The following is a 17,191-nucleotide window of genomic DNA, read 5'->3' on the forward strand; positions in this document are numbered from 1 at the left end:
GTCGAGGGGCCCCTCCCATGCCCTTCGGGCGATGGGGGAGATCGAGGACGAAGCCACCGCCGGGCGTCTCCGGCCCCTTCCCGCCCCGCCCCACCCGGTCGCTCAGGCCGTCGCCGGGCCCGGCTTCACCGCGCGGCCCGTCGGCCGGTGCTCCAGCTCTGCGGCCCCGGTCGCACCAGCAGCCGCACTGGCCGCCGCTGCCGCCGCTGCCGCCAGTTCCGCGGGCCGCCGCCACCCGTGCTCACCGCGCGCCCGCAGCCAGGCCGTCGTCTCCTGCGGCGGCATCGCCGCGGCGACCAGCCAGCCCTGCACCGCGTCGCACCGCAGATCCCGCAGCCGCTCCCAGGTCTCGTCGTCCTCGACGCCTTCCGCGACGACCAGCAGTCCGAGGGAGTGGGCCAGGTCGATGGTGCAGCGGACGATCTCCGCGTCCTCGTTGTCGACGGCCAGCCGGGCCACGAACGAGCGGTCGATCTTCAGCTCGCTGACCGGCAGCCGGCGCAGGTGGACCAGCGAGGAGTACCCCGTACCGAAGTCGTCGAGGGACATCTTCACGCCGTGCCCGGTGAGCCCGGCGAGGGTGTCGGCGGCGCGCTGCGGGTCCTCCAGCAGTACGTGTTCCGTTATCTCCAGCTGCAGGGACCCGGCAGGGACGCCGTGCCGGGCGAGCCGGGCCGCGACGCCGCCCGCGAATCCGGGGGTGTGGACATCGCGCGGGGAGACGTTGACCGCGACCGGGACGAACAGGCCCTGCGCCCGCCACCGGGCGACCTGGGCCAGCGCCGTCTCCAGGACGTACTCCGTGAGGTGCGGCATCAGGCCGGACGACTCGGCGATGGCGATGAACTCGTCCGGGGGGACCCGTCCGCGCTCCGGATGCACCCAGCGCACCAGCGCTTCGAGGCCGACCACCTGGCCGTCGAAGCGGACCTTCGGCTGGTAGTGGAGCTCCACGTCGCCGGCGTCCAGCGCGCGCCGCAGATCTCCGAGGAGCCCGAGCCGGTCCGGGGTGTTGCTGTCGCGCTTCGACTCGTACACCTCCACGCCCGTACGGTCGCGCTTGGCCTGGTACATCGCCACGTCCGCGCGCCTGAGCAGCCCTTCGGCGTCCAGCGCGTGGTCCGGGTAGACGGCGACTCCGGCGCTCGCCTCCAGGACCAGGGTCAGACCGTCCAGGTCCAGCGGGGAGGACAGCTCGGCAACCAGATGGCGGGCGACCCGCTGGGCGCTGGTGGTGGAGTCCGCGGTCGGCAGGAGCACGGCGAATTCGTCACCGCCGAGCCGCGCGGCCTCCGCTCCTCGGGGGAGCGCCAGCCTGAGGCGTTCCGCTATCTGCAGCAGCAGCCGGTCCCCCGCCAGATGACCGAGAGTGTCATTGACCGCACGGAATCGGTCGAGGTCGATCAGGACGAGAGCGGATCTGGCACCGATGGACTCGGCGTCCTCCAGGGCCGCCCAGGTGCGTTCCAGCAGCCACTGCCGGTTGGGCAGTCCGGTCAGGGGGTCGCGCAGCTGCTCCTCGGCCCGGGCACTGGCGATCCAGAGGGTGGAGTCCAGGGCGATCAGCGGGACCGCGAAGAGCGGCAGGAGTACGGGCATGGTCGTCGCGACGACGCAGATCAGCGGTGCGATGCCGAGCAGGGCGACCGCGACGAGGCCCTGGCGCAGCAGGGCGGTGCGGGCGACGGTCGGCAGGCCGCCGCCCTGGGGTGCCCGTGCGTACCACAGCAGGACCCGGGTGACCAGCAGATACGTGGAGGCGGCCAGCAGGACTTCGGGGACGGCGCCGATGCCCCAGTCGAGTGGCTGCCCGGGCGATTCGATGGTCTGCACGTCGCCGAACGCGGCGAGTACCAGGGCTGCCGCTCCTATCCCCAGGATGTCCACCGCGCCGTGCAGCAGCCCCTGCCGCCAGCGGTGTCTGCGGGCGATGCCGACGAGGACGACGACGACCAGGCTGACCAGGCCTGCGGGCACCCAGCCGTAGAGCAGCAGCACGGCAAGGGTGAGGGCGGCCCCGGAACCGGTGCCGCCCCACCAGCGGTCGCGCCCGAGCGCGACGAGATGGCCCACGACGATGCCGGTGAGGACGGCGAGGGACCAGCCGGCCCTGCCGTCGGGGAAGAGTGCGTGTCCTTCGTTCACGGTCCGGTAGAAACCGGTCGCGAGCTGAACAACGGCGATCGCCATGACAACGGCACCCACTCCGGGCGTGAGGCCGACGAAACCTTGCAGCCGCGACACCGGTGCGGCGCTCTCGGTCGGTTTCATTCCGTCCCTCTCACAGCCGGCGGTGCCGATGTCACCCGATGGTTCGGCTCCATGCCACCACGACCCGTTTTCCCACCCCGTGGCCGGCACGGCAGGTGCACATCTCAACAGTAGGCCGCAGAGGGCCTCTTCGGGCAGCGCTCTACAGCTCTTGCCCGAATGCGAACCGACCGACCGTCAGCATCTGGTATGCGCCGATCGGGTGAATCCGACCTCCGGACGACGCCCCTTGGTCCCGTCCGTCCCTCTACATCCTTTCTGCACCTTCCCGTTCACCGTTCACCCACCGACCGGTCCCGTTCCATCGATTCCCGGTCAATAATCTGCCCTGTTCCGCCTGTTGATCTATCCTGTTCTGCCCATTCCGCCCGTTCTCCGAAAGGGGCCTGTCCTTTCCGAAGCGAATCTGTCCTATTCCGCCGGTTCTCCGACCGGGACGGCCGCCTCGCGTGCGGCGTCCTGCCCCTGTTCGAGCAGCACGGCGAAGCCGTCCTCGTCCAGCACGGGCACCTTCAGCTGCATCGCCTTGTCGTACTTCGAGCCCGGGTTGTCGCCGACGACCACGAAGGAGGTCTTCTTCGAGACGGAACCCGTCACCTTGGCCCCCCGGCTCTGGAGCGCCTCTTTCGCGCCGTCCCTGGTGTGGCCGGACAGCGTGCCGGTGACGACGACGGTGAGTCCTTCGAGCGGGCGCGGCCCCACTTCCTCCCCCGCCCCCTGGTCCTCCATCCGGACCCCGGCCGCCCGCCACTTGCGCAGGATCTCCAGGTGCCAGTCCTCGGCGAACCATTGCTTCACCGAAGCCGCGATGACGGGACCGACCCCGTCGGCCTCGGCCAGTTCCTGTTCGGTCGCCTTGTCGATCCGGTCGATGGAGCGGAACTGACGGGCCAGCTCCTGGGCCGCGATCGGGCCCACATGACGGATGGAGAGCCCGGTGAGGATCCGGGCGAGCGGGGCTTCCTTGGCCGCGGCGACGGCGTCGAGCATGGCGAGGGCGTTCTTCTTCGGCTCGCCCTGCTGGTTGGCGAAGACCCAGGCGGTCTTCTCCTCACCGGTCTTCGGATCGCGCTTGGGCAGTCCGCTGTCCGGGTCCAGGACATAGGCCCGGATCGGCAGCAGCTGCTCGGCGGTCAGCCCGAAGAGATCGCCCTCGTCGCGCAACGGAGGCTCGGCGGGCTCCAGTGGCTTGGTCAGGGCCGCGGCCGCGACATAGCCGAAGTGGTCGATGTCGAGGCATTTGCGGCCCGCGAGGTAGGCGAGGCGCTCCCTCAACTGCGCGGGGCAGGAACGCGCGTTGGGACAGCGGACATCGACGTCGGCCTCCTTCATGGGCTTCAGCTCAGTACCGCACTCGGGGCAGTGCGTCGGCATCACGAACGCCCGCTCGGTGCCGTCGCGCAGATCGACGACCGGGCCGAGGATCTCCGGGATCACATCGCCCGCCTTGCGGAGCACCACCGTGTCCCCGATGAGGACGCCCTTCGCCTTCACCACGTTCTGGTTGTGCAGGGTGGCGAACTCGACCTCGGAGCCCGCCACCTCGACCGGCTCGACCTGGGCGTACGGGGTGACCCGGCCGGTGCGTCCGACGCCGACGCGGATGTTCACCAGTGTGGTGTTGACCTCCTCCGGCGGGTACTTCCAGGCGATCGCCCAGCGCGGGGCGCGCGAGGTGGAGCCCAGCCGGCCCTGGAGCGGGACCTCGTCGAGCTTGACGACGACACCGTCGATCTCGTGCTCCACGGAGTGCCGGTTCTCGCCGAAGTACGCGATGAACTCCCGTACCCCGTCGAGGGAGTCCACCACCTTGTTGTGCCTGGCGGTGGGCAGGCCCCATTCGTGCAGCAGCTCGTAGGCGTGCGAGAGGCGGTCGATGTCGAAGCCGTCGCGGGCGCCGATGCCGTGCACCACCATGTGCAGCGGGCGGGTGGCGGTGACCTTCGGGTCCTTCTGCCGCAGTGAACCGGCCGCCGCGTTGCGCGGGTTGGCGAACGGTTTGTCGTCGGCCTCGACGAGCCGGGCGTTGAGCTCCTCGAAGGCCTCCATCGGGAAGAAGACCTCGCCGCGGATCTCGACCAGCGCCGGGATCCGGTCCCCCTTCAGCCGGTGCGGGATCTCGGAGATCGTACGGACATTGGGGGTGATGTCCTCGCCGGTGCGGCCGTCGCCGCGGGTCGCGGCCCGGGTCAGCCGTCCGTGCTCATAGGTGAGGTTGACCGCGAGACCGTCGACCTTCAGCTCGCACAGGAAGTGGTAGCCGGTGGTGCCGACGTCCTTGGCGATCCGCTCGCCCCAGGCCGCCAACTCCAGGTCGTCGAAGGCGTTGTCCAGCGAGAGCATCCGCTCGCGGTGCTCGACAGAGGTGAATTCCGTCTGGTACGGCCCCGCGACCTTCTGCGTCGGCGAATCCGGTGTGCGCAGCTGGGGATACGTCGCCTCCAGGGCCTCCAGCTCACGCATCAGCCGGTCGAACTCGGCGTCGCTCACGACCGGCTGGTCCTTCACGTAATACCGGAAGCGGTGCTCCTCGACCTGCTCGGCAAGGAGTGCGTGCCGCTCCCGTGCCTGTGCGGGCAATGCCGTCTGCTGTTCGCCGGCCATCGTCTCGTCCTCCCGTTACCCGTTGCCCCGTTACTCAGGGTTGTCTGCGAGCGATCTCGCGGCCCGGGCGCAGTGGGCGAGCGCGGCGCGCGCATACGCGGGCGAGGCACCTGCGAGCCCGCACGACGGGGTGATCACCACGGACTCCGTCAGAGTCCCCGGATTCAGCCCCAGCCTGCGCCACAGCGTCCTGACACCCATGACGCTACCGCCCGGGTCCGACAAATCACCCGAGGCCGGGTCGGTGCCCGGCACCACCCCGAGGAAGAGCTGGGTGCCGCCCTCGACCGCTTCCCCGATCGCCTCCTCCTCACGCTCGGTGAGCAGCGAGAAGTCGAACGAGATGCCGTCGGCACCGGCCCGGCGCAGCAGCGCGAACGGCACCTCGGGTGCACAGGTGTGAACGACCGTCGCTCCGTCCCCGCCCGCCGCCAGCACGTCGCGCAGGGTGCCTTCGACGATCTGGCGGTCCACGGCCCGGTAGGTGCGGTAGCCGCTCGCCGTCCTGATCCGGCCGTGCAGTACGCCGGTCAGCGACGGTTCGTCGAGCTGGAGGACCACCTCGGCTCCCGGCACCCTGCGCCGTACCTCCGCGAGGTGGGCCCGGAGCCCCTCCACCAGTGAGCCCGCCAGGTCGCGGCAGGCCCCCGGGTCGCCGAGCGCGGCCTCGCCGCCGCGCCGTTCCAGGGCGGCGGCCAGCGTCCAGGGGCCCGCGGCCTGGACCTTGAGCGGTCCCTCGTACCCCTGGGTGAACTCCTCCAGCGCGTCGAGGTCCTCGCCGAGCCAGGACCTGGCCCGGCGGGTGTCCCGTCCGGGCCGGTCGCTGATCCGCCAGCCGCTGGGCTCGACATGGCCGTACAGGTCGACGAGCAGTCCGATGGTCCGCCCGATCATGTCCGCGCCGGGTCCGCGGGCCGGCAGTTCGGCCAGGTACGGCAGGCCCTGGCCGTCCCCGAAGGACCCGGTGACGGTCTTCGCCGCCTCCCGTGCGTCTCCCCCGGGCATGGAACCGATTCCGGTGGCCCGGCAACCCCTGAACTTGCTCTTCTCGCTCACACGGGAAGCCTAAGGCCGCGCCCGGCCCCTTCGACCGGCGGCGGTCGGGGGCCGGGGAGGCTCAGCGCCCGGGTCGCACCGTGAGGTCGTTGACCTCGGCGTCGCGCGGCAGGTCGAGGGCCATCAGGATCGTGGTGGCCACCGACTCCGGGTCGATCCAGCGGGAGGCGTCGTACTCCTTGCCCTCCTGCTGGTGGACCTTGGCCTGCATGGGACTGGCGGTGCGCCCCGGGTAGACGGAGGTCACGCGGATCCCGTTCGCGTGCTCCTCGTGACGCAGCGCGTCGGCAAGCGCCTTCAGGCCGTGCTTGCTCGCGGCGTACGCGCTCCACTCGGCGCTCGCGGAGAGGCCGGCGCCCGAGTTCACGAAGAGCACATGGCCCTGGGCGACCCGCAGTTGCGGCAGGAAGAGCCGGGTCAGCTCGGCGGGCGCGACCAGGTTGGCGTTGAGCTGGAAGTGCCACGCCTTGGGCGTGAGGTCACCGACCTTGCCGAGCTCGACGACGCCCGCGATGTGCAGCAGCGAGTCGACCCGCTCCGGCATCGCCTGCTGGGCGAACGCCCAGGACAGCCGGTCCGGGTTCGAGAGGTCACCGACGAGCGTACGGGCGCCGGGGTGGAGCTCGGCCAGCTCCTTCGCGCGGCCCGCGTCACGGGCCAGCAGCACGGTCTCGTCACCGCGCTCCAGGAGACGACGGGTGACAGCTGCGCCGATGCCGGAGCCTGCGCCGGTGATGACATGAGTGGACATGGCCCCATGATCTCACCCTGCCGATCGCGCCCCGCCGCCGCGTCACCGCAGACCGGACCCCTCCTCCAGGTAGGCCAGGGCGCCCACGCCGTCCTTCGCGAAGAACACCAGGTCGGTCAGCGGGAGGGGCAGGAAGCCCTCGTCCTCCATGCGCTGGAACTGCTGGCGCAGCCCGTCGTAGAAGCCCGCCGTGTTGAGCAGGACCACCGGCTTGTCGTGCTTGCCGTGCTTCTTCAGCTCCAGGATCTCGGTCGCCTCGTCCAGCGTCCCCGTACCGCCCACCATGATCACGATCGCGTCGGCCTTCTCCAGGAGCAGCGCCTTGCGCTCGGCGAGATCGCGCGCGATCACCATCTCGTCCGCGTTGGTACGTGCCTTCGCGGCCAGGAAGTCGACCGACACCCCGACCAGCCGACCGCCCGCTTCCTGCACCCCGTCGGCGACGACCTTCATCAGCCCGCTCTCCGACCCTCCCCAGACCAGCGTGTGTCCGCCCCGGCCGAGCAGCTCGGCGAATTCGCGGGCGGGCTGGGTGTAGCGGTCGTCGAGGTCGGCGGCGGAGAGGAAGACGCAGATGTTCATGCAGCCACCGTAAAGGCCACCACTGACACACCAGGGGGCCGGGTGGAAGTCCGGCAGACACCGGCGCGGGAAAGGGAAGAAACCGGCCCGCGACGCTGCTGAACCAGACATGACTTCCACACGAGGCCACATCATCACCGTCGAACCCGGCACCGAGCATGTACGTGTGGTGCGCGACGGGCAGGTGCTCGCCGAGAGCCGGCGCCCGCTCGTACTGCGCGAGACGGGCTGTCCGCCCCGCTACTACCTGCCGCCCGAGGACGTCCGTACGGACCTCCTGACGGCTTCGGACACCCATACCCACTGCCCGTTCAAGGGCGATGCCTCCTATTGGTCGCTGCCGGACGCGGCCGATCTCGTCTGGGCTTATCCCGATCCGAAGCCCGAAGTCGCCGCGATCAAGGACCACTTCTGCTTCTACGACACCGAGACCATCTCCGACTGATCACCAAGCACTCCTGTGACCTGCGGAGTTGAAGAACCACAAAAAAACTCACGGCCGCAGCGATAACTTTTTGACGGAATCGCAGTCCTCCCTCACATGGACAAGACTCACTCCCGCGACGGCACCTTGATCGCGTATCGGCGCCGGGGCGAAGGACCGCCGGTGATCCTGGTAGGCGGAGCATTGAGCACGGCGGCGACCGAGGCCCCCCTGGCGCGCCTCCTCGCGCCGCACTTCGATGTCGTCACGTACGACAGGCGCGGCCGCGGCTCCAGCGGCGACAGCGGACCGTACGCGGTGGAACGCGAGATCGAGGACCTGGCCGCGCTCGTCACCGCGGTGGGCGGCCGGGCCTCGGTGTTCGGCGTCGGGGCCGGCGGGGCACTGGCCCTGGAAGCCCGGGCCGCGGGGCTTCCCGTCGACCTGCTGGCGGTGTACGAACCGCCCTACACGCCGAGCGCCTCGGGCCTGCAGTACAAGGCGTGCTGCACCTCCCGCCTGCACCGGCTGCTGACCACCGGGGACCGCGCGGGAGCCGTCGAGCTGTTCCTCTCCGTGACGGGCGTACCGGCCGACATGATCGCCCGGATGCGCCGCGCCCCGCTGTGGAGCGACCTGGTGGCGATGGCCCACACCCTCGCGTACGACGACGCGCTGCTCGGCAACGGCGCAATCCCGGCCGCCCGGTTCGCCTCCGTCACGGCCCGCACCCTGGTGATCTGCGGCGGCTCCAGCCCCACCCCCGCCCGCCAGTCCACCCGCGCCCTCGCGGAGACCCTCCCCCGCGCCCGCCACCGCACCCTGACGGGTCAGACACGCGAACTGGCGCCGCAGGCGATGGCCCCGGTCCTGGCGGAGTTCTTCGGCAGGGACATGTACGCGCGCCAGGCTTCCTGAGCCCCCAGCCCGCCCCGCTCGGCCACGCCCGTACAGGGGTCGGACGTGGCCGCGCGGGGCTGCGCCGTCTCCGCAGGCTCAGACGCCGAGCGCGAGCTCGAACCAGACGGTCTTGCCACCCGGCCCGTACGCCCCCTCCCCTATGGCGCACCCGCCCCAACGGTCGGCGACGAGTTCGAGGATGGCCATGCCCCGCCCGGCTTCGGCGTGAGGGTCGCTGGGCGGGGCGTACGGCTTGGGCAGGTCAGGGCTCATGTCCCAGACGCTGATCCGGAGCACGGGGTGCCGCCACTGGAGCCGGACGGCGGCGGGCCCTTTGGTGTGCCGCACGGAATTGGTGGTCAGCTCAGACGTCAACAGCTCGGCACGGTAGCTGAGTTCGGTCAGTTCGTGGGCACCGAGGATGGCGCGGAGGGTGGCACGGGCGATGCGGGGGCTGCGCGGGTCGCAGGGGAAGGCGAGCTCGTACTGCCAGGGTTCGGCGAACGGGATGGGGGCGGGGTGGTGGGTGTACGGGGCGTAGGGGGTGGATTCAGCCCTCACGGGCACCTCCTGGGGTGCGTGCGAGTGGTGACAAGTGGACGTGCGCCATGGGTGGTTGCTGCCGTGGTGGCGGTGGCAATGCCGCTCCGGGACCCGCCTTCCCGGATGGGCGGGGTGGATCGGTGCGCTTCCGCCGTCGACTGCGCGAGTGGCACGCATCACAGAGTAGGAGAGAAACTCATAACCGTGCTACCAAGTCACTCCGAAGAGTTAACTTCCTGTTCTCGGTGGAACGTCGGGCTCTGGATAGGCACACTGTGCGCGAACCAAGGAGAGGCCACATGGCACCGCGACAGACTCCAACCATCCTTCAACGCCGATTCGGCATCGAACTTCGGCGGCTACGCGAAGGGGCAGGCATGACCGCCCCTGCAGCGGCCGACCTTCTGGGCACTGACCGCACGGTCATCTCCAATGTGGAAGCCGGGCGCTTCGGTATCAGCGAAGAGCGCCTGCGCCGACTCGCCAGCATCTACGAATGCAACGATTCGTCCCTGATCGACGCACTGGCTGGACTGACTGGTGGGCGGAAGTCCGGCTGGTGGGAGGAGTACCGGGGCAAGATCCCGCCGGGCTTTCTGGATGTATCAGCACTTGAGCACTACGCCGTGCGCTTACGAACTGTCCAGATCGCACACCTTCCCGGCCTGTTTCATACCGAGGACCACGCACGCGCAATTTTCGAACTCTTCGTCCCACCCATGCCGCGCCTCGAAATCGAACTACGCGTGGCACACCGCTTGGCCCGCCAGGCCGTGGTCACCGGAGAGCACTCGATCCCGTACACCGGCGTGATCCACGAAGCCGCGATCAGGATGCAGATCGGAGGCTTCGGCGTCACGCGCGCTCAGCTGCTGCACCTGCTGGATGCGAGTGAACGCCCCAATGTCACGCTGCACGTCATCCCGTTCGCAGCCGGCGGCTTCCCGCTCCTCGGCGACTCATCCGTCCTGTACGCGGAGGCTCCCAATCAGCATCTGGACACAGTGCAGTTGGACTCACCCACGGGAGCAGTCTTCATCGACTCACCCACGCAACTGGCGAACTTTCGCACCAGGCTGGACATGGTCGAGAAGGTGGCGTTGACTCCCGTGAAGTCCAGGGATTTCATCCGCTCAGTAGTCAGAGAACTGTAAGAGGTGTCTCACGTGCCCGGCCTGCATTGGTTGAAGTCATCGTTCTCCGACGCAGGAGGGAACAACTGCATCGAAGTTGCTGCACTAGAGGGCGAAGATGTCGCGATCCGCGAGAGCGAGAGCCCGGAACGCATCGTCACGACGGACCGGGCCACACTCCGTGCGCTTGTACTCGGACTGAAGTCCAGCAAGGTGGGCTTCGGCTGAACGAGAGACAGCCACTGCCGTGGGACGCCCGCGCGGGGATGTTCCGCCAGCAAGCAAAGAAGTCTGCCTGTATCTGGGACTTCTCGTCCACGCACAGCACGATCGCCCGCTCCGGCGGGTCCAGGTACAGGCCGACGACGTCGCGGACCTTCTCGATGAACTGCGGGTCCTTGGACAGTTTGAAGGTGTCCACCAGGTGCGGTTTGAGGCCGAAGGTCCGCCAGATCCGCGACACCCGCGCTGTTCTGCCAGCGGTGAACCCCGGCCCGACCGGGCTCGACGATCACTACAGTCCAGTCTCATGACGACGATTACAACGCGCACGGTCAAGTACCCGGCCGACGGTCTGACGATGATCGGGCACCTCGCACTCCCAGCCGGCGTCGACCGCCGGCCCGCGGTGCTGCTCGGACCAGAGGGCACGGGGCTCAGCAACGTCGAGCGCCGCCGGGCCGATGCTCTCGCCGAGCTGGGATACGTAGCGCTGGCCTTCGACCTTCACGGCGGGCGCTATTTGGGTGACCCCGAGGAGATGCTGGCCCGTTGCATGCCTCTGCTCGCCGACCCCGACCGGATGCGGGGCATCGGCTATGCGGCGCTCGACGTGTTGCGCGCCGAACCGCGGACCGACCCCGACCGGATCGCCGCCATCGGCTACGGCACCGGGGGCGCCGTCGGGCTGGAACTCGGGCGCGACGGCGTCAACCTGCGCGCGATCGGGACAGTCAACGCACTGACCACGGGCCGACCGGGCGAGGCGGCGCGCATTCGCTGCCCGGTGTGGGCCGGGGTCGGGTCGGAAGACCCGATCATGCCGCCCGCGCAACGGGACGCGTTCACCGCAGAGATGCAGGCCGCGGGCGTCGACTGGCGCCTCGCGGTCTACGGCGGCGCCTTGCACGCCTTCCACCACCCGCCGGTCGACCACACCGTGCGTCCCGGCGTCGGCTACCACCCACGGCACGCGCAGCGAGCCTGGCGCGACGTCGTCGACCTGCTCGCCGAGTGCCTGCCCGTGACGGAGGATCTGGTCAGTCCAAGCTCGGCCACCCGCTGACCAGCGCTTACCGGTCACTACGGCATTTCTGGCTCAGCAGCGCCAGGAACTCGCCGCCCGCTATAACAGTGGCCCTTATTGGCAGGATGACAACGCCCAGGCCTACGGCCGTGGCTTCGACAAGAATCTGGACGATGCGAGGAGCGCCCTGAAGTGACCGGCCTGCTGCGAGGGCCTTGGGGAGTGATCCTCATCCTCGCGAACCTTGCTCAACGCCTACGTTGCCTACGGCGCACTTGCGACTCAGCCGCAAGCGGCCTGGGACGAACAGGCGCTGACGGGTATCGAGTTCGCGTCAGCGCTGCTGATCACACTCGGCGTCATCACCTCCCTGCTCGCCCTGCTCCCCGTGCGGCAGCGGACGCTCAGCCGCTGGTGGCTGGCGCCGTCACTGATCTTTCTGGCAGTGGGCGCAGCACGCTGGGCGTACATCGTTCACACCTATCCGCAGGGTCCCGGCAGCTGAGTGGCGCAGCAGCCCCATTTCGCGCAGGGCAGTGAACTGCGCGGTACCAGGCGGGGAAGCCCGCAGGCATCACCCGCCACTTGATGCCGTTGTCGACCAGGTAGCGGACAGCGTCGATCATCTGTCGGCCTCCGGCGGAACGGGGAGGCGGACCCCGTCGTACGTACATCACATGCGGACGGTCCGCAGCAGCGGCCTATGACGGCCGCCCCGGCAGTGTCGGCCCCGGCGGTCAGCCGAGGCCGTTCAGCCGGGGCGATCAGCCGGCCGCCGCCGTCTCCCGCCGTACCGTCGTCGCGATCGTCGCCGAGCCGACCACGCGGGAGCCGTCGTACAGGACGACCGCCTGGCCGGGGGCCACGCCGCGTACCGGCTCGGTGAAGGTGACGTTGAGGGTGCCGTCGACCAGTTCGGCCGTCACCTCGGTCTCGCCGCCGTGGGCGCGGAGCTGGGCGGTGTAGGTGCCGGGGCCGGACGGGGCCGTGCCGCACCAGCGGGGCCTGATGGCGGTGAGCGCGGTGACGTCGAGGGACTCGACCGGGCCGACCGTCACCGTGTTGTTCACCGGGGAGATGTCCAGGACGTAGCGCGGCTTGCCGTCGGGGGCGGGGTGGCCGATGCGCAGGCCCTTGCGCTGGCCGATGGTGAAGCCGAAGGCGCCCTCGTGGGTGCCGACCTTCGTACCCGACTCGTCGAGGATGTCGCCCTCCGCCTTGCCGCCGAGGCGGCTCGCCAGGAAGCCCTGGGTGTCGCCGTCGGCGATGAAGCAGATGTCGTGGCTGTCGGGCTTCTTGGCGACGGCGAGGCCCCGGCGCTCGGCCTCGGCTCGGATCTCGTCCTTGGTGGTGAGGGTGTCGCCGAGCGGGAACATCGCGTGGGCGAGCTGCTTCTCGTCCAGGACACCGAGGACGTACGACTGGTCCTTGGCCATGTCGGAGGCACGGTGCAGCTCGCGGCTGCCGTCCTCACGCAGTACGACGGTGGCGTAGTGGCCGGTGCACACGGCGTCGAAGCCCAGCGCGAGGGCCTTGTCGAGCAGCGCGGCGAACTTGATCTTCTCGTTGCAGCGCAGGCACGGGTTGGGGGTGCGCCCCGCCTCGTACTCGGCGATGAAGTCGTCCACGACGTCCTCGCGGAAGCGTTCCGCCAGGTCCCAGACGTAGAACGGGATGCCGATGACGTCCGCGGCGCGGCGCGCGTCGCGGGAGTCCTCGATCGTGCAACAGCCGCGCGCTCCGGTACGGAAGGACTGCGGGTTCGCGGAGAGGGCGAGGTGCACACCGGTCACGTCGTGCCCCGCCTCGGCGGCGCGGGCCGCGGCGACGGCGGAGTCGACACCGCCCGACATGGCGGCGAGTACGCGGAGGGGGCGCTGGGAAGTCTGAGTCATAGCTCCACCAGAGTACGGGGCGCCGGGAACCGAACGCTCGCGGATATGCGTTGTGGATCGCATGGGGACCAAGGGGACGGCGGGCGCCAAGGGCTCCGCGGGGGCGAAGTCCGGGCACGGCATCAGCCGGCGCGGGCTGCTGATCGGCACTGCCGTCACGGCGGTGGGCGCGGCCGCGCTGGCGCGGGAGAAGCTGGAGCGCGCCTGGTGGCGATTGCCCGGGGTGGACAAGCCCCGCACGCCGGGCGAGGTGGACTACGCACGGGCCGAGTGGATATCGGCCTCCGCGGCGAACTGGCGGCGGGCCGACCGTCCCGCCGACTATCCGGTCGACCGGGTCGTCATCCATGTCACCCAGGGCAGCTTCCAAAGCGCGGTGAAGGTCTTCCAGAACCCGGGGCACGGGGCGGCGGCGCACTACGTGGTGCGCAAGGACGGCCATGTGACGCAGATGATCCGTGAGCTGGATGTGGCGTTCCACGCGGGGAACAGGTCGTACAACGAGCGCAGTGTCGGCATCGAGCACGAGGGGTTCGTGGACCGCCCGCAGGACTTCACGGCGGCGATGTACGGGGCGTCGGCGCGGCTGACGGCGGCGATATGCGGGCGGTACGGGATGCCGGTCGACCGCGAGCACATCATCGGGCATGTGGAGGTGCCGGGCACGGACCACACCGATCCGGGGAAGCACTGGGACTGGGACCGGTATCTGAAGCTGGTCCGGGCGGCGGGCGCGCGGTGACCGCGTGGCCGCCGCCCGATCCCCGGACAGGGCCAATGACTGGATAGGGCCGATCGCCGGACGGGGCCGACGACCGGACAGGGCCGACCCCCGGGCGTGCCCGATGACGGGGCCGATCGCCGGGCAGGCCCGATCGCCGGACGAGGCCGAGAGACCCTAGCTGAGTCCCGCCGTCCGTGCCCGCTGTACCGCCGGTCCGATCGCGCGTGCCACCTCGTCGATGTCCTGCTTGGTGGACGTGTGGCCGAGCGAGAAGCGCAGGGTGCCGCGGGCCAGGTCCGGGTCGCTGCCGGTGGCCAGCAGGACGTGGCTGGGCTGGGCGATCCCGGCGGTGCAGGCGGAGCCGGTGGAGCATTCGATGCCCTGGGCGTCGAGCAGCAGGAGCAGGGAGTCGCCCTCGCAGCCGGGGAAGGTGAAGTGGGCGTTCGCCGGGAGCCGGCCGCCGGGGGCCGGGTCACCGCCGAGGACGGCGTCCGGCACGGCCGCCAGCACCGCCGCGACGAGGTCGTCGCGGAGAGCGCCGATCTCGCGGGCGAATTCCTCGCGCCCGTCGGAGGCCAGCCGTCCCGCGACGGCGAAGGCGGCGACGGCGGGCACGTCGAGGGTGCCCGAGCGGACGTGCCGCTCCTGGCCGCCGCCGTGGAGCACGGGTACGGGGGTGTACTCACGGCCGAGCAGCAGCGCACCGACGCCGAACGGTCCGCCGATCTTGTGCGCGCTGACCGTCATCGCGGCCAGCCCCGACCGGGCGAAGTCGACCTCCAGCTGTCCGAACGCCTGCACCGCGTCGGCATGCATCGGCACGTCGAACTCACGGGCCACGGCAGCCAGTTCACGTACCGGCATGATCGTGCCGATCTCGTTGTTGGCCCACATCACGGTGACCAGCGCGACATCGTCGGGGTTACGGAGGATCGCCTCGCGCAGGACGTCCGGGTGGACGCGTCCGTACCGATCGACGGGGAGGTATTCGACGTTCGCGCCCTCGTGTTCGGCGAGCCAGTCGACGGCGTCCAGCACCGCGTGGTGCTCGACGGGACTGGCCAGCACCCGGGTGCGGTGGGGGTCGGCGTCGCGGCGGGCCCAGTACAGACCCTTCACCGCGAGGTTGTCCGCCTCGGTGCCCCCGGAGGTGAGGACCACCTCGCTGGGGCGTGCGCCGAGGGCGTCGGCGAGGGTCTCTCTCGACTCCTCGACGGTACGGCGGGCCCGGCGCCCGGCGGCGTGCAGTGAGGACGCGTTACCGGTGACGGCGAGCTGGGCGGTCATCGCCGCGATCGCCTCCGGAAGCATCGGCGTGGTCGCGGCGTGGTCGAGGTAAGCCATGGTGGGCTCGATTCTACGAGCCCTCGGTGGGGCGTATGCCGGGCGCATCGCAGTCCGGTGCCCGCGCACCGGGCGGGGCAGTCGATCGCCCGCCCCGATCCGGAGTCCGATCCGGAACCTGATCCGGTCGGGGGCGGCGTCGGCGGAGACCGCCGGTGCGGGTTGTTGGTGCGGGTTGCGGAGTGCGGGCCGTGCGTGTCGGCCGTCAGGCACTGCTGGACGCCGCGCTCGGACTCCTGGAGCACCAGAGCCTCAGCGGCCTGGTACTGCGCGAGGTGACCCGCTCGCGGGATCGCACCGGGCTGCCGCCGCTGTGGTGATCACGGATGCGCGCAGCGACGCGATCACAGGGCTTTGAAGGCTTCTTCCACGGCCTGACAGGTGGCCGTGAGATCGTCGTCCGTCACGGTGGCGGGCACGAACCAGCACGCCATTGCGTAGGCGTTGGTGTGTACACCGCGTTTGAGCAGCTCGTGCCGGAAGGTGTCGTACCGGGCGCCATCGGTCCGCAGCAGGTCCCGGTACTGCCGGGTGCGCGTACCGTCCGGGGAGAACACGACTTGAAACATTGCTCCGACGCCTTGGACCGCGCAGGGCACGCCACTGTCATGGGCCGCGCGTCGCACTGCTTCCATCACGCGGCGACCGGTCTCGTCGATGCGTTTGGTGACGGCGGGGTCGTGGAGCGCACGGAGTGTCACGAGGGCGGCAGTGGCACACAATGGTGAGGCGTTGTAGGTGCCCCCGTGTTTGACCTCTCCCCGTGCCAGCGGTTCCATCACCTCGTGTCGGCCGGCGAACGCGGCGATCGGCAGACCGCCCCCCAGCGCTTTGGAGAACACCGCGAGGTCCGGTACCACCCCGAAAAGTGCCTGGGCGCCGCCGGGGCCCGTTCGGAACCCGGTGCACACCTCGTCGAAGATCAGCACGATGCCCCGCGCGGTGCACTCCTCGCGCAGCAGGTCCAGGAAGCCCGCGTCGGGCATGGTGCAGGCGTTGTTGGCCACGATGGGTTCACATATGACGGCCGCCACGTCGCGGTGGGCGTCGAGGACGGCTCGCAGGGCGGCGGGATCGTTCCACGGGCAGACCACCACGTCCTCCACGACACCCTGCGGGATGCCGGGCGAGTGAGGTACGGACTGCGGTGTGTCGTACGGTCCGGCTTCGGCGGCGGTCGGCCGGTTGGAGATGGCCAGGGTGTCGGACCAGCCGTGGTAATGCCCCTCGAACTTCAGAATCTTTGACCGTCCGGTGTACCCGCGCGCCGCGCGCACCGCTCCCTGCACTGCTTCGCTGCCCGAATTGGCGAACCGGACGAGATCGGCACACGGCACCATCCGGCAGATCAGCTCGGCCAGCTCGACCTCCGGCACGTTGCAGGTGCCGAACATCGTGCCGGTGCGCAGGACCTCGGTCAGGGCGTTGGTGAGCAGAGGGGAGGCGTGCCCCAGGACGGCGCTGCCGTAGGAGATGAGGTAGTCGATGTACTCGTTGCCGTCGACGTCGCGGATACGGGCGCCCGACCCGCTGCTCATGTAGAGCGGGTACGGGTCCGGTCCGGTCGAGGTCAGCCGGGAGGAAGAGCTGATGCCGCCGGCGAGGGATCGCTGCGCACGCTCGAACCAGGATCGGCTGCTGTCCGTACCGCCCAGCGCCGGGAAAACGCCATTCATTGCTGCTCCTGTTTGGATGAGGACACCGTGGGACACGCTCCG

Annotated in this window: 17 protein-coding genes and 1 pseudogene; 8 read left to right on the top strand and 10 right to left on the bottom strand. The window is 70.1% G+C overall.

Features of this window, described 5'->3' with window-relative positions:
- Positions 1–102: 102 nt before the first annotated feature.
- The 5 genes from ACFVV1_RS19040 to ACFVV1_RS19060 form a co-directional block, all read right to left on the bottom strand.
- Entirely contained in the window at positions 103–2,190 is a 2,088-nt protein-coding gene (locus ACFVV1_RS19040; RefSeq protein WP_389990493.1) for a putative bifunctional diguanylate cyclase/phosphodiesterase, read from the bottom strand.
- A 492-nt stretch (positions 2,191–2,682) separates the two neighbouring features.
- On the bottom strand, positions 2,683–4,875 hold the full coding sequence (gene ligA, locus ACFVV1_RS19045; protein WP_389990345.1) for an NAD-dependent DNA ligase LigA: 2,193 nt from the start codon (positions 4,873–4,875) through the stop codon (positions 2,683–2,685).
- 30 nt (positions 4,876–4,905) lie between these two features.
- A complete protein-coding gene (locus ACFVV1_RS19050) occupies positions 4,906–5,931 on the bottom strand; it encodes a methionine synthase (RefSeq protein WP_389990347.1) in 1,026 nt (341 codons plus the stop codon).
- A gap of 61 nt (positions 5,932–5,992) precedes the next feature.
- Entirely contained in the window at positions 5,993–6,682 is a 690-nt protein-coding gene (locus tag ACFVV1_RS19055) for an SDR family oxidoreductase (RefSeq protein ID WP_389990349.1), read from the bottom strand.
- Between the two features lie 42 nt (positions 6,683–6,724).
- Positions 6,725–7,264 (bottom strand): TIGR00730 family Rossman fold protein, encoded by a 540-nt coding sequence (locus ACFVV1_RS19060; protein ID WP_389990351.1) that lies wholly within the window; start codon positions 7,262–7,264, stop codon positions 6,725–6,727.
- Between the two features lie 109 nt (positions 7,265–7,373).
- Between ACFVV1_RS19060 and ACFVV1_RS19065 the strand changes: the two genes are divergently transcribed.
- Together ACFVV1_RS19065 and ACFVV1_RS19070 are read left to right on the top strand one after the other, a co-directional pair.
- Positions 7,374–7,709 (top strand): DUF427 domain-containing protein, encoded by a 336-nt coding sequence (locus ACFVV1_RS19065; protein WP_389990353.1) that lies wholly within the window; start codon positions 7,374–7,376, stop codon positions 7,707–7,709.
- 96 nt (positions 7,710–7,805) lie between these two features.
- Complete coding sequence (locus ACFVV1_RS19070; RefSeq protein ID WP_389990355.1) at positions 7,806–8,606, top strand: alpha/beta fold hydrolase; 801 nt, start codon at positions 7,806–7,808, stop codon at positions 8,604–8,606.
- Positions 8,607–8,684: 78 nt separating this feature from the next.
- Here ACFVV1_RS19070 and ACFVV1_RS19075 read toward each other — a convergent pair whose 3' ends face one another.
- Positions 8,685–9,149: an ATP-binding protein gene (locus tag ACFVV1_RS19075; protein ID WP_389990357.1), complete on the bottom strand. Its 465-nt coding sequence runs from the start codon at positions 9,147–9,149 to the stop codon at positions 8,685–8,687.
- Positions 9,150–9,430: 281 nt separating this feature from the next.
- Here ACFVV1_RS19075 and ACFVV1_RS19080 point away from each other — a divergent pair, with 281 nt between their 5' ends.
- Both ACFVV1_RS19080 and ACFVV1_RS19085 read left to right on the top strand, forming a co-directional pair.
- On the top strand, positions 9,431–10,285 hold the full coding sequence (locus ACFVV1_RS19080) for a helix-turn-helix domain-containing protein (RefSeq protein WP_389990359.1): 855 nt from the start codon (positions 9,431–9,433) through the stop codon (positions 10,283–10,285).
- Positions 10,286–10,297: 12 nt separating this feature from the next.
- A complete protein-coding gene (locus tag ACFVV1_RS19085; protein ID WP_389990361.1) occupies positions 10,298–10,492 on the top strand; it encodes a DUF397 domain-containing protein in 195 nt (64 codons plus the stop codon).
- Between the two features lie 64 nt (positions 10,493–10,556).
- Here the strand turns inward: ACFVV1_RS19085 and ACFVV1_RS19090 are convergent.
- Positions 10,557–10,727 (bottom strand): annotated as a pseudogene (locus ACFVV1_RS19090) (IS630 family transposase); the annotation flags it as partial.
- A gap of 66 nt (positions 10,728–10,793) precedes the next feature.
- Here ACFVV1_RS19090 and ACFVV1_RS19095 point away from each other — a divergent pair.
- On the top strand, positions 10,794–11,549 hold the full coding sequence (locus tag ACFVV1_RS19095) for a dienelactone hydrolase family protein (RefSeq protein ID WP_389990363.1): 756 nt from the start codon (positions 10,794–10,796) through the stop codon (positions 11,547–11,549).
- A 205-nt stretch (positions 11,550–11,754) separates the two neighbouring features.
- Entirely contained in the window at positions 11,755–12,015 is a 261-nt protein-coding gene (locus ACFVV1_RS19100; RefSeq protein ID WP_389990365.1) for a hypothetical protein, read from the top strand.
- A gap of 259 nt (positions 12,016–12,274) precedes the next feature.
- On the opposite strand, the gene mnmA is transcribed toward ACFVV1_RS19100, so the two are convergent.
- Entirely contained in the window at positions 12,275–13,405 is a 1,131-nt protein-coding gene (mnmA, locus tag ACFVV1_RS19105; RefSeq protein WP_389990367.1) for a tRNA 2-thiouridine(34) synthase MnmA, read from the bottom strand.
- A gap of 61 nt (positions 13,406–13,466) precedes the next feature.
- On the opposite strand from mnmA, the gene ACFVV1_RS19110 reads away from it, so the two are divergent.
- The gene (locus ACFVV1_RS19110) at positions 13,467–14,147 is read left to right on the top strand and encodes an N-acetylmuramoyl-L-alanine amidase (protein ID WP_389990369.1); all 681 of its coding nucleotides are present in this window, start codon (positions 13,467–13,469) and stop codon (positions 14,145–14,147) included.
- A 156-nt stretch (positions 14,148–14,303) separates the two neighbouring features.
- Here ACFVV1_RS19110 and ACFVV1_RS19115 read toward each other — a convergent pair whose 3' ends face one another.
- Positions 14,304–15,473: a cysteine desulfurase family protein gene (locus ACFVV1_RS19115; RefSeq protein ID WP_389990371.1), complete on the bottom strand. Its 1,170-nt coding sequence runs from the start codon at positions 15,471–15,473 to the stop codon at positions 14,304–14,306.
- A 191-nt stretch (positions 15,474–15,664) separates the two neighbouring features.
- Here ACFVV1_RS19115 and ACFVV1_RS19120 point away from each other — a divergent pair, with 191 nt between their 5' ends.
- A complete protein-coding gene (locus ACFVV1_RS19120; protein ID WP_389990509.1) occupies positions 15,665–15,793 on the top strand; it encodes a hypothetical protein in 129 nt (42 codons plus the stop codon).
- A 24-nt stretch (positions 15,794–15,817) separates the two neighbouring features.
- On the opposite strand, the gene ACFVV1_RS19125 is transcribed toward ACFVV1_RS19120, so the two are convergent.
- Positions 15,818–17,149: an aspartate aminotransferase family protein gene (locus ACFVV1_RS19125; protein ID WP_389990373.1), complete on the bottom strand. Its 1,332-nt coding sequence runs from the start codon at positions 17,147–17,149 to the stop codon at positions 15,818–15,820.
- Positions 17,150–17,191: the final 42 nt, after the last annotated feature.

Source organism: Streptomyces sp. NPDC058092 (genome assembly GCF_042884935.1).
Classification (GTDB): Bacteria; Actinomycetota; Actinomycetes; order Streptomycetales; family Streptomycetaceae; genus Streptomyces.

Bases quoted from the DNA above. Each gene is read 5' to 3' on its own strand.
- ACFVV1_RS19040 (WP_389990493.1), bottom strand. From the start codon at position 2,190: ATGGCGATCGCCGTTGTTCAGCTCGCGACCGGTTTCTACCGGACCGTG.
- ligA (WP_389990345.1), bottom strand. From the start codon at position 4,875: ATGGCCGGCGAACAGCAGACGGCATTGCCCGCACAGGCACGGGAGCGG.
- ACFVV1_RS19055 (WP_389990349.1), bottom strand. From the start codon at position 6,682: ATGTCCACTCATGTCATCACCGGCGCAGGCTCCGGCATCGGCGCAGCT.
- ACFVV1_RS19060 (WP_389990351.1), bottom strand. From the start codon at position 7,264: ATGAACATCTGCGTCTTCCTCTCCGCCGCCGACCTCGACGACCGCTAC.
- ACFVV1_RS19065 (WP_389990353.1), top strand. From the start codon at position 7,374: ATGACTTCCACACGAGGCCACATCATCACCGTCGAACCCGGCACCGAG.
- ACFVV1_RS19070 (WP_389990355.1), top strand. From the start codon at position 7,806: ATGGACAAGACTCACTCCCGCGACGGCACCTTGATCGCGTATCGGCGC.
- ACFVV1_RS19080 (WP_389990359.1), top strand. From the start codon at position 9,431: ATGGCACCGCGACAGACTCCAACCATCCTTCAACGCCGATTCGGCATC.
- ACFVV1_RS19095 (WP_389990363.1), top strand. From the start codon at position 10,794: ATGACGACGATTACAACGCGCACGGTCAAGTACCCGGCCGACGGTCTG.
- mnmA (WP_389990367.1), bottom strand. From the start codon at position 13,405: ATGACTCAGACTTCCCAGCGCCCCCTCCGCGTACTCGCCGCCATGTCG.
- ACFVV1_RS19110 (WP_389990369.1), top strand. From the start codon at position 13,467: ATGGGGACCAAGGGGACGGCGGGCGCCAAGGGCTCCGCGGGGGCGAAG.
- ACFVV1_RS19115 (WP_389990371.1), bottom strand. From the start codon at position 15,473: ATGGCTTACCTCGACCACGCCGCGACCACGCCGATGCTTCCGGAGGCG.
- ACFVV1_RS19125 (WP_389990373.1), bottom strand. From the start codon at position 17,149: ATGAATGGCGTTTTCCCGGCGCTGGGCGGTACGGACAGCAGCCGATCC.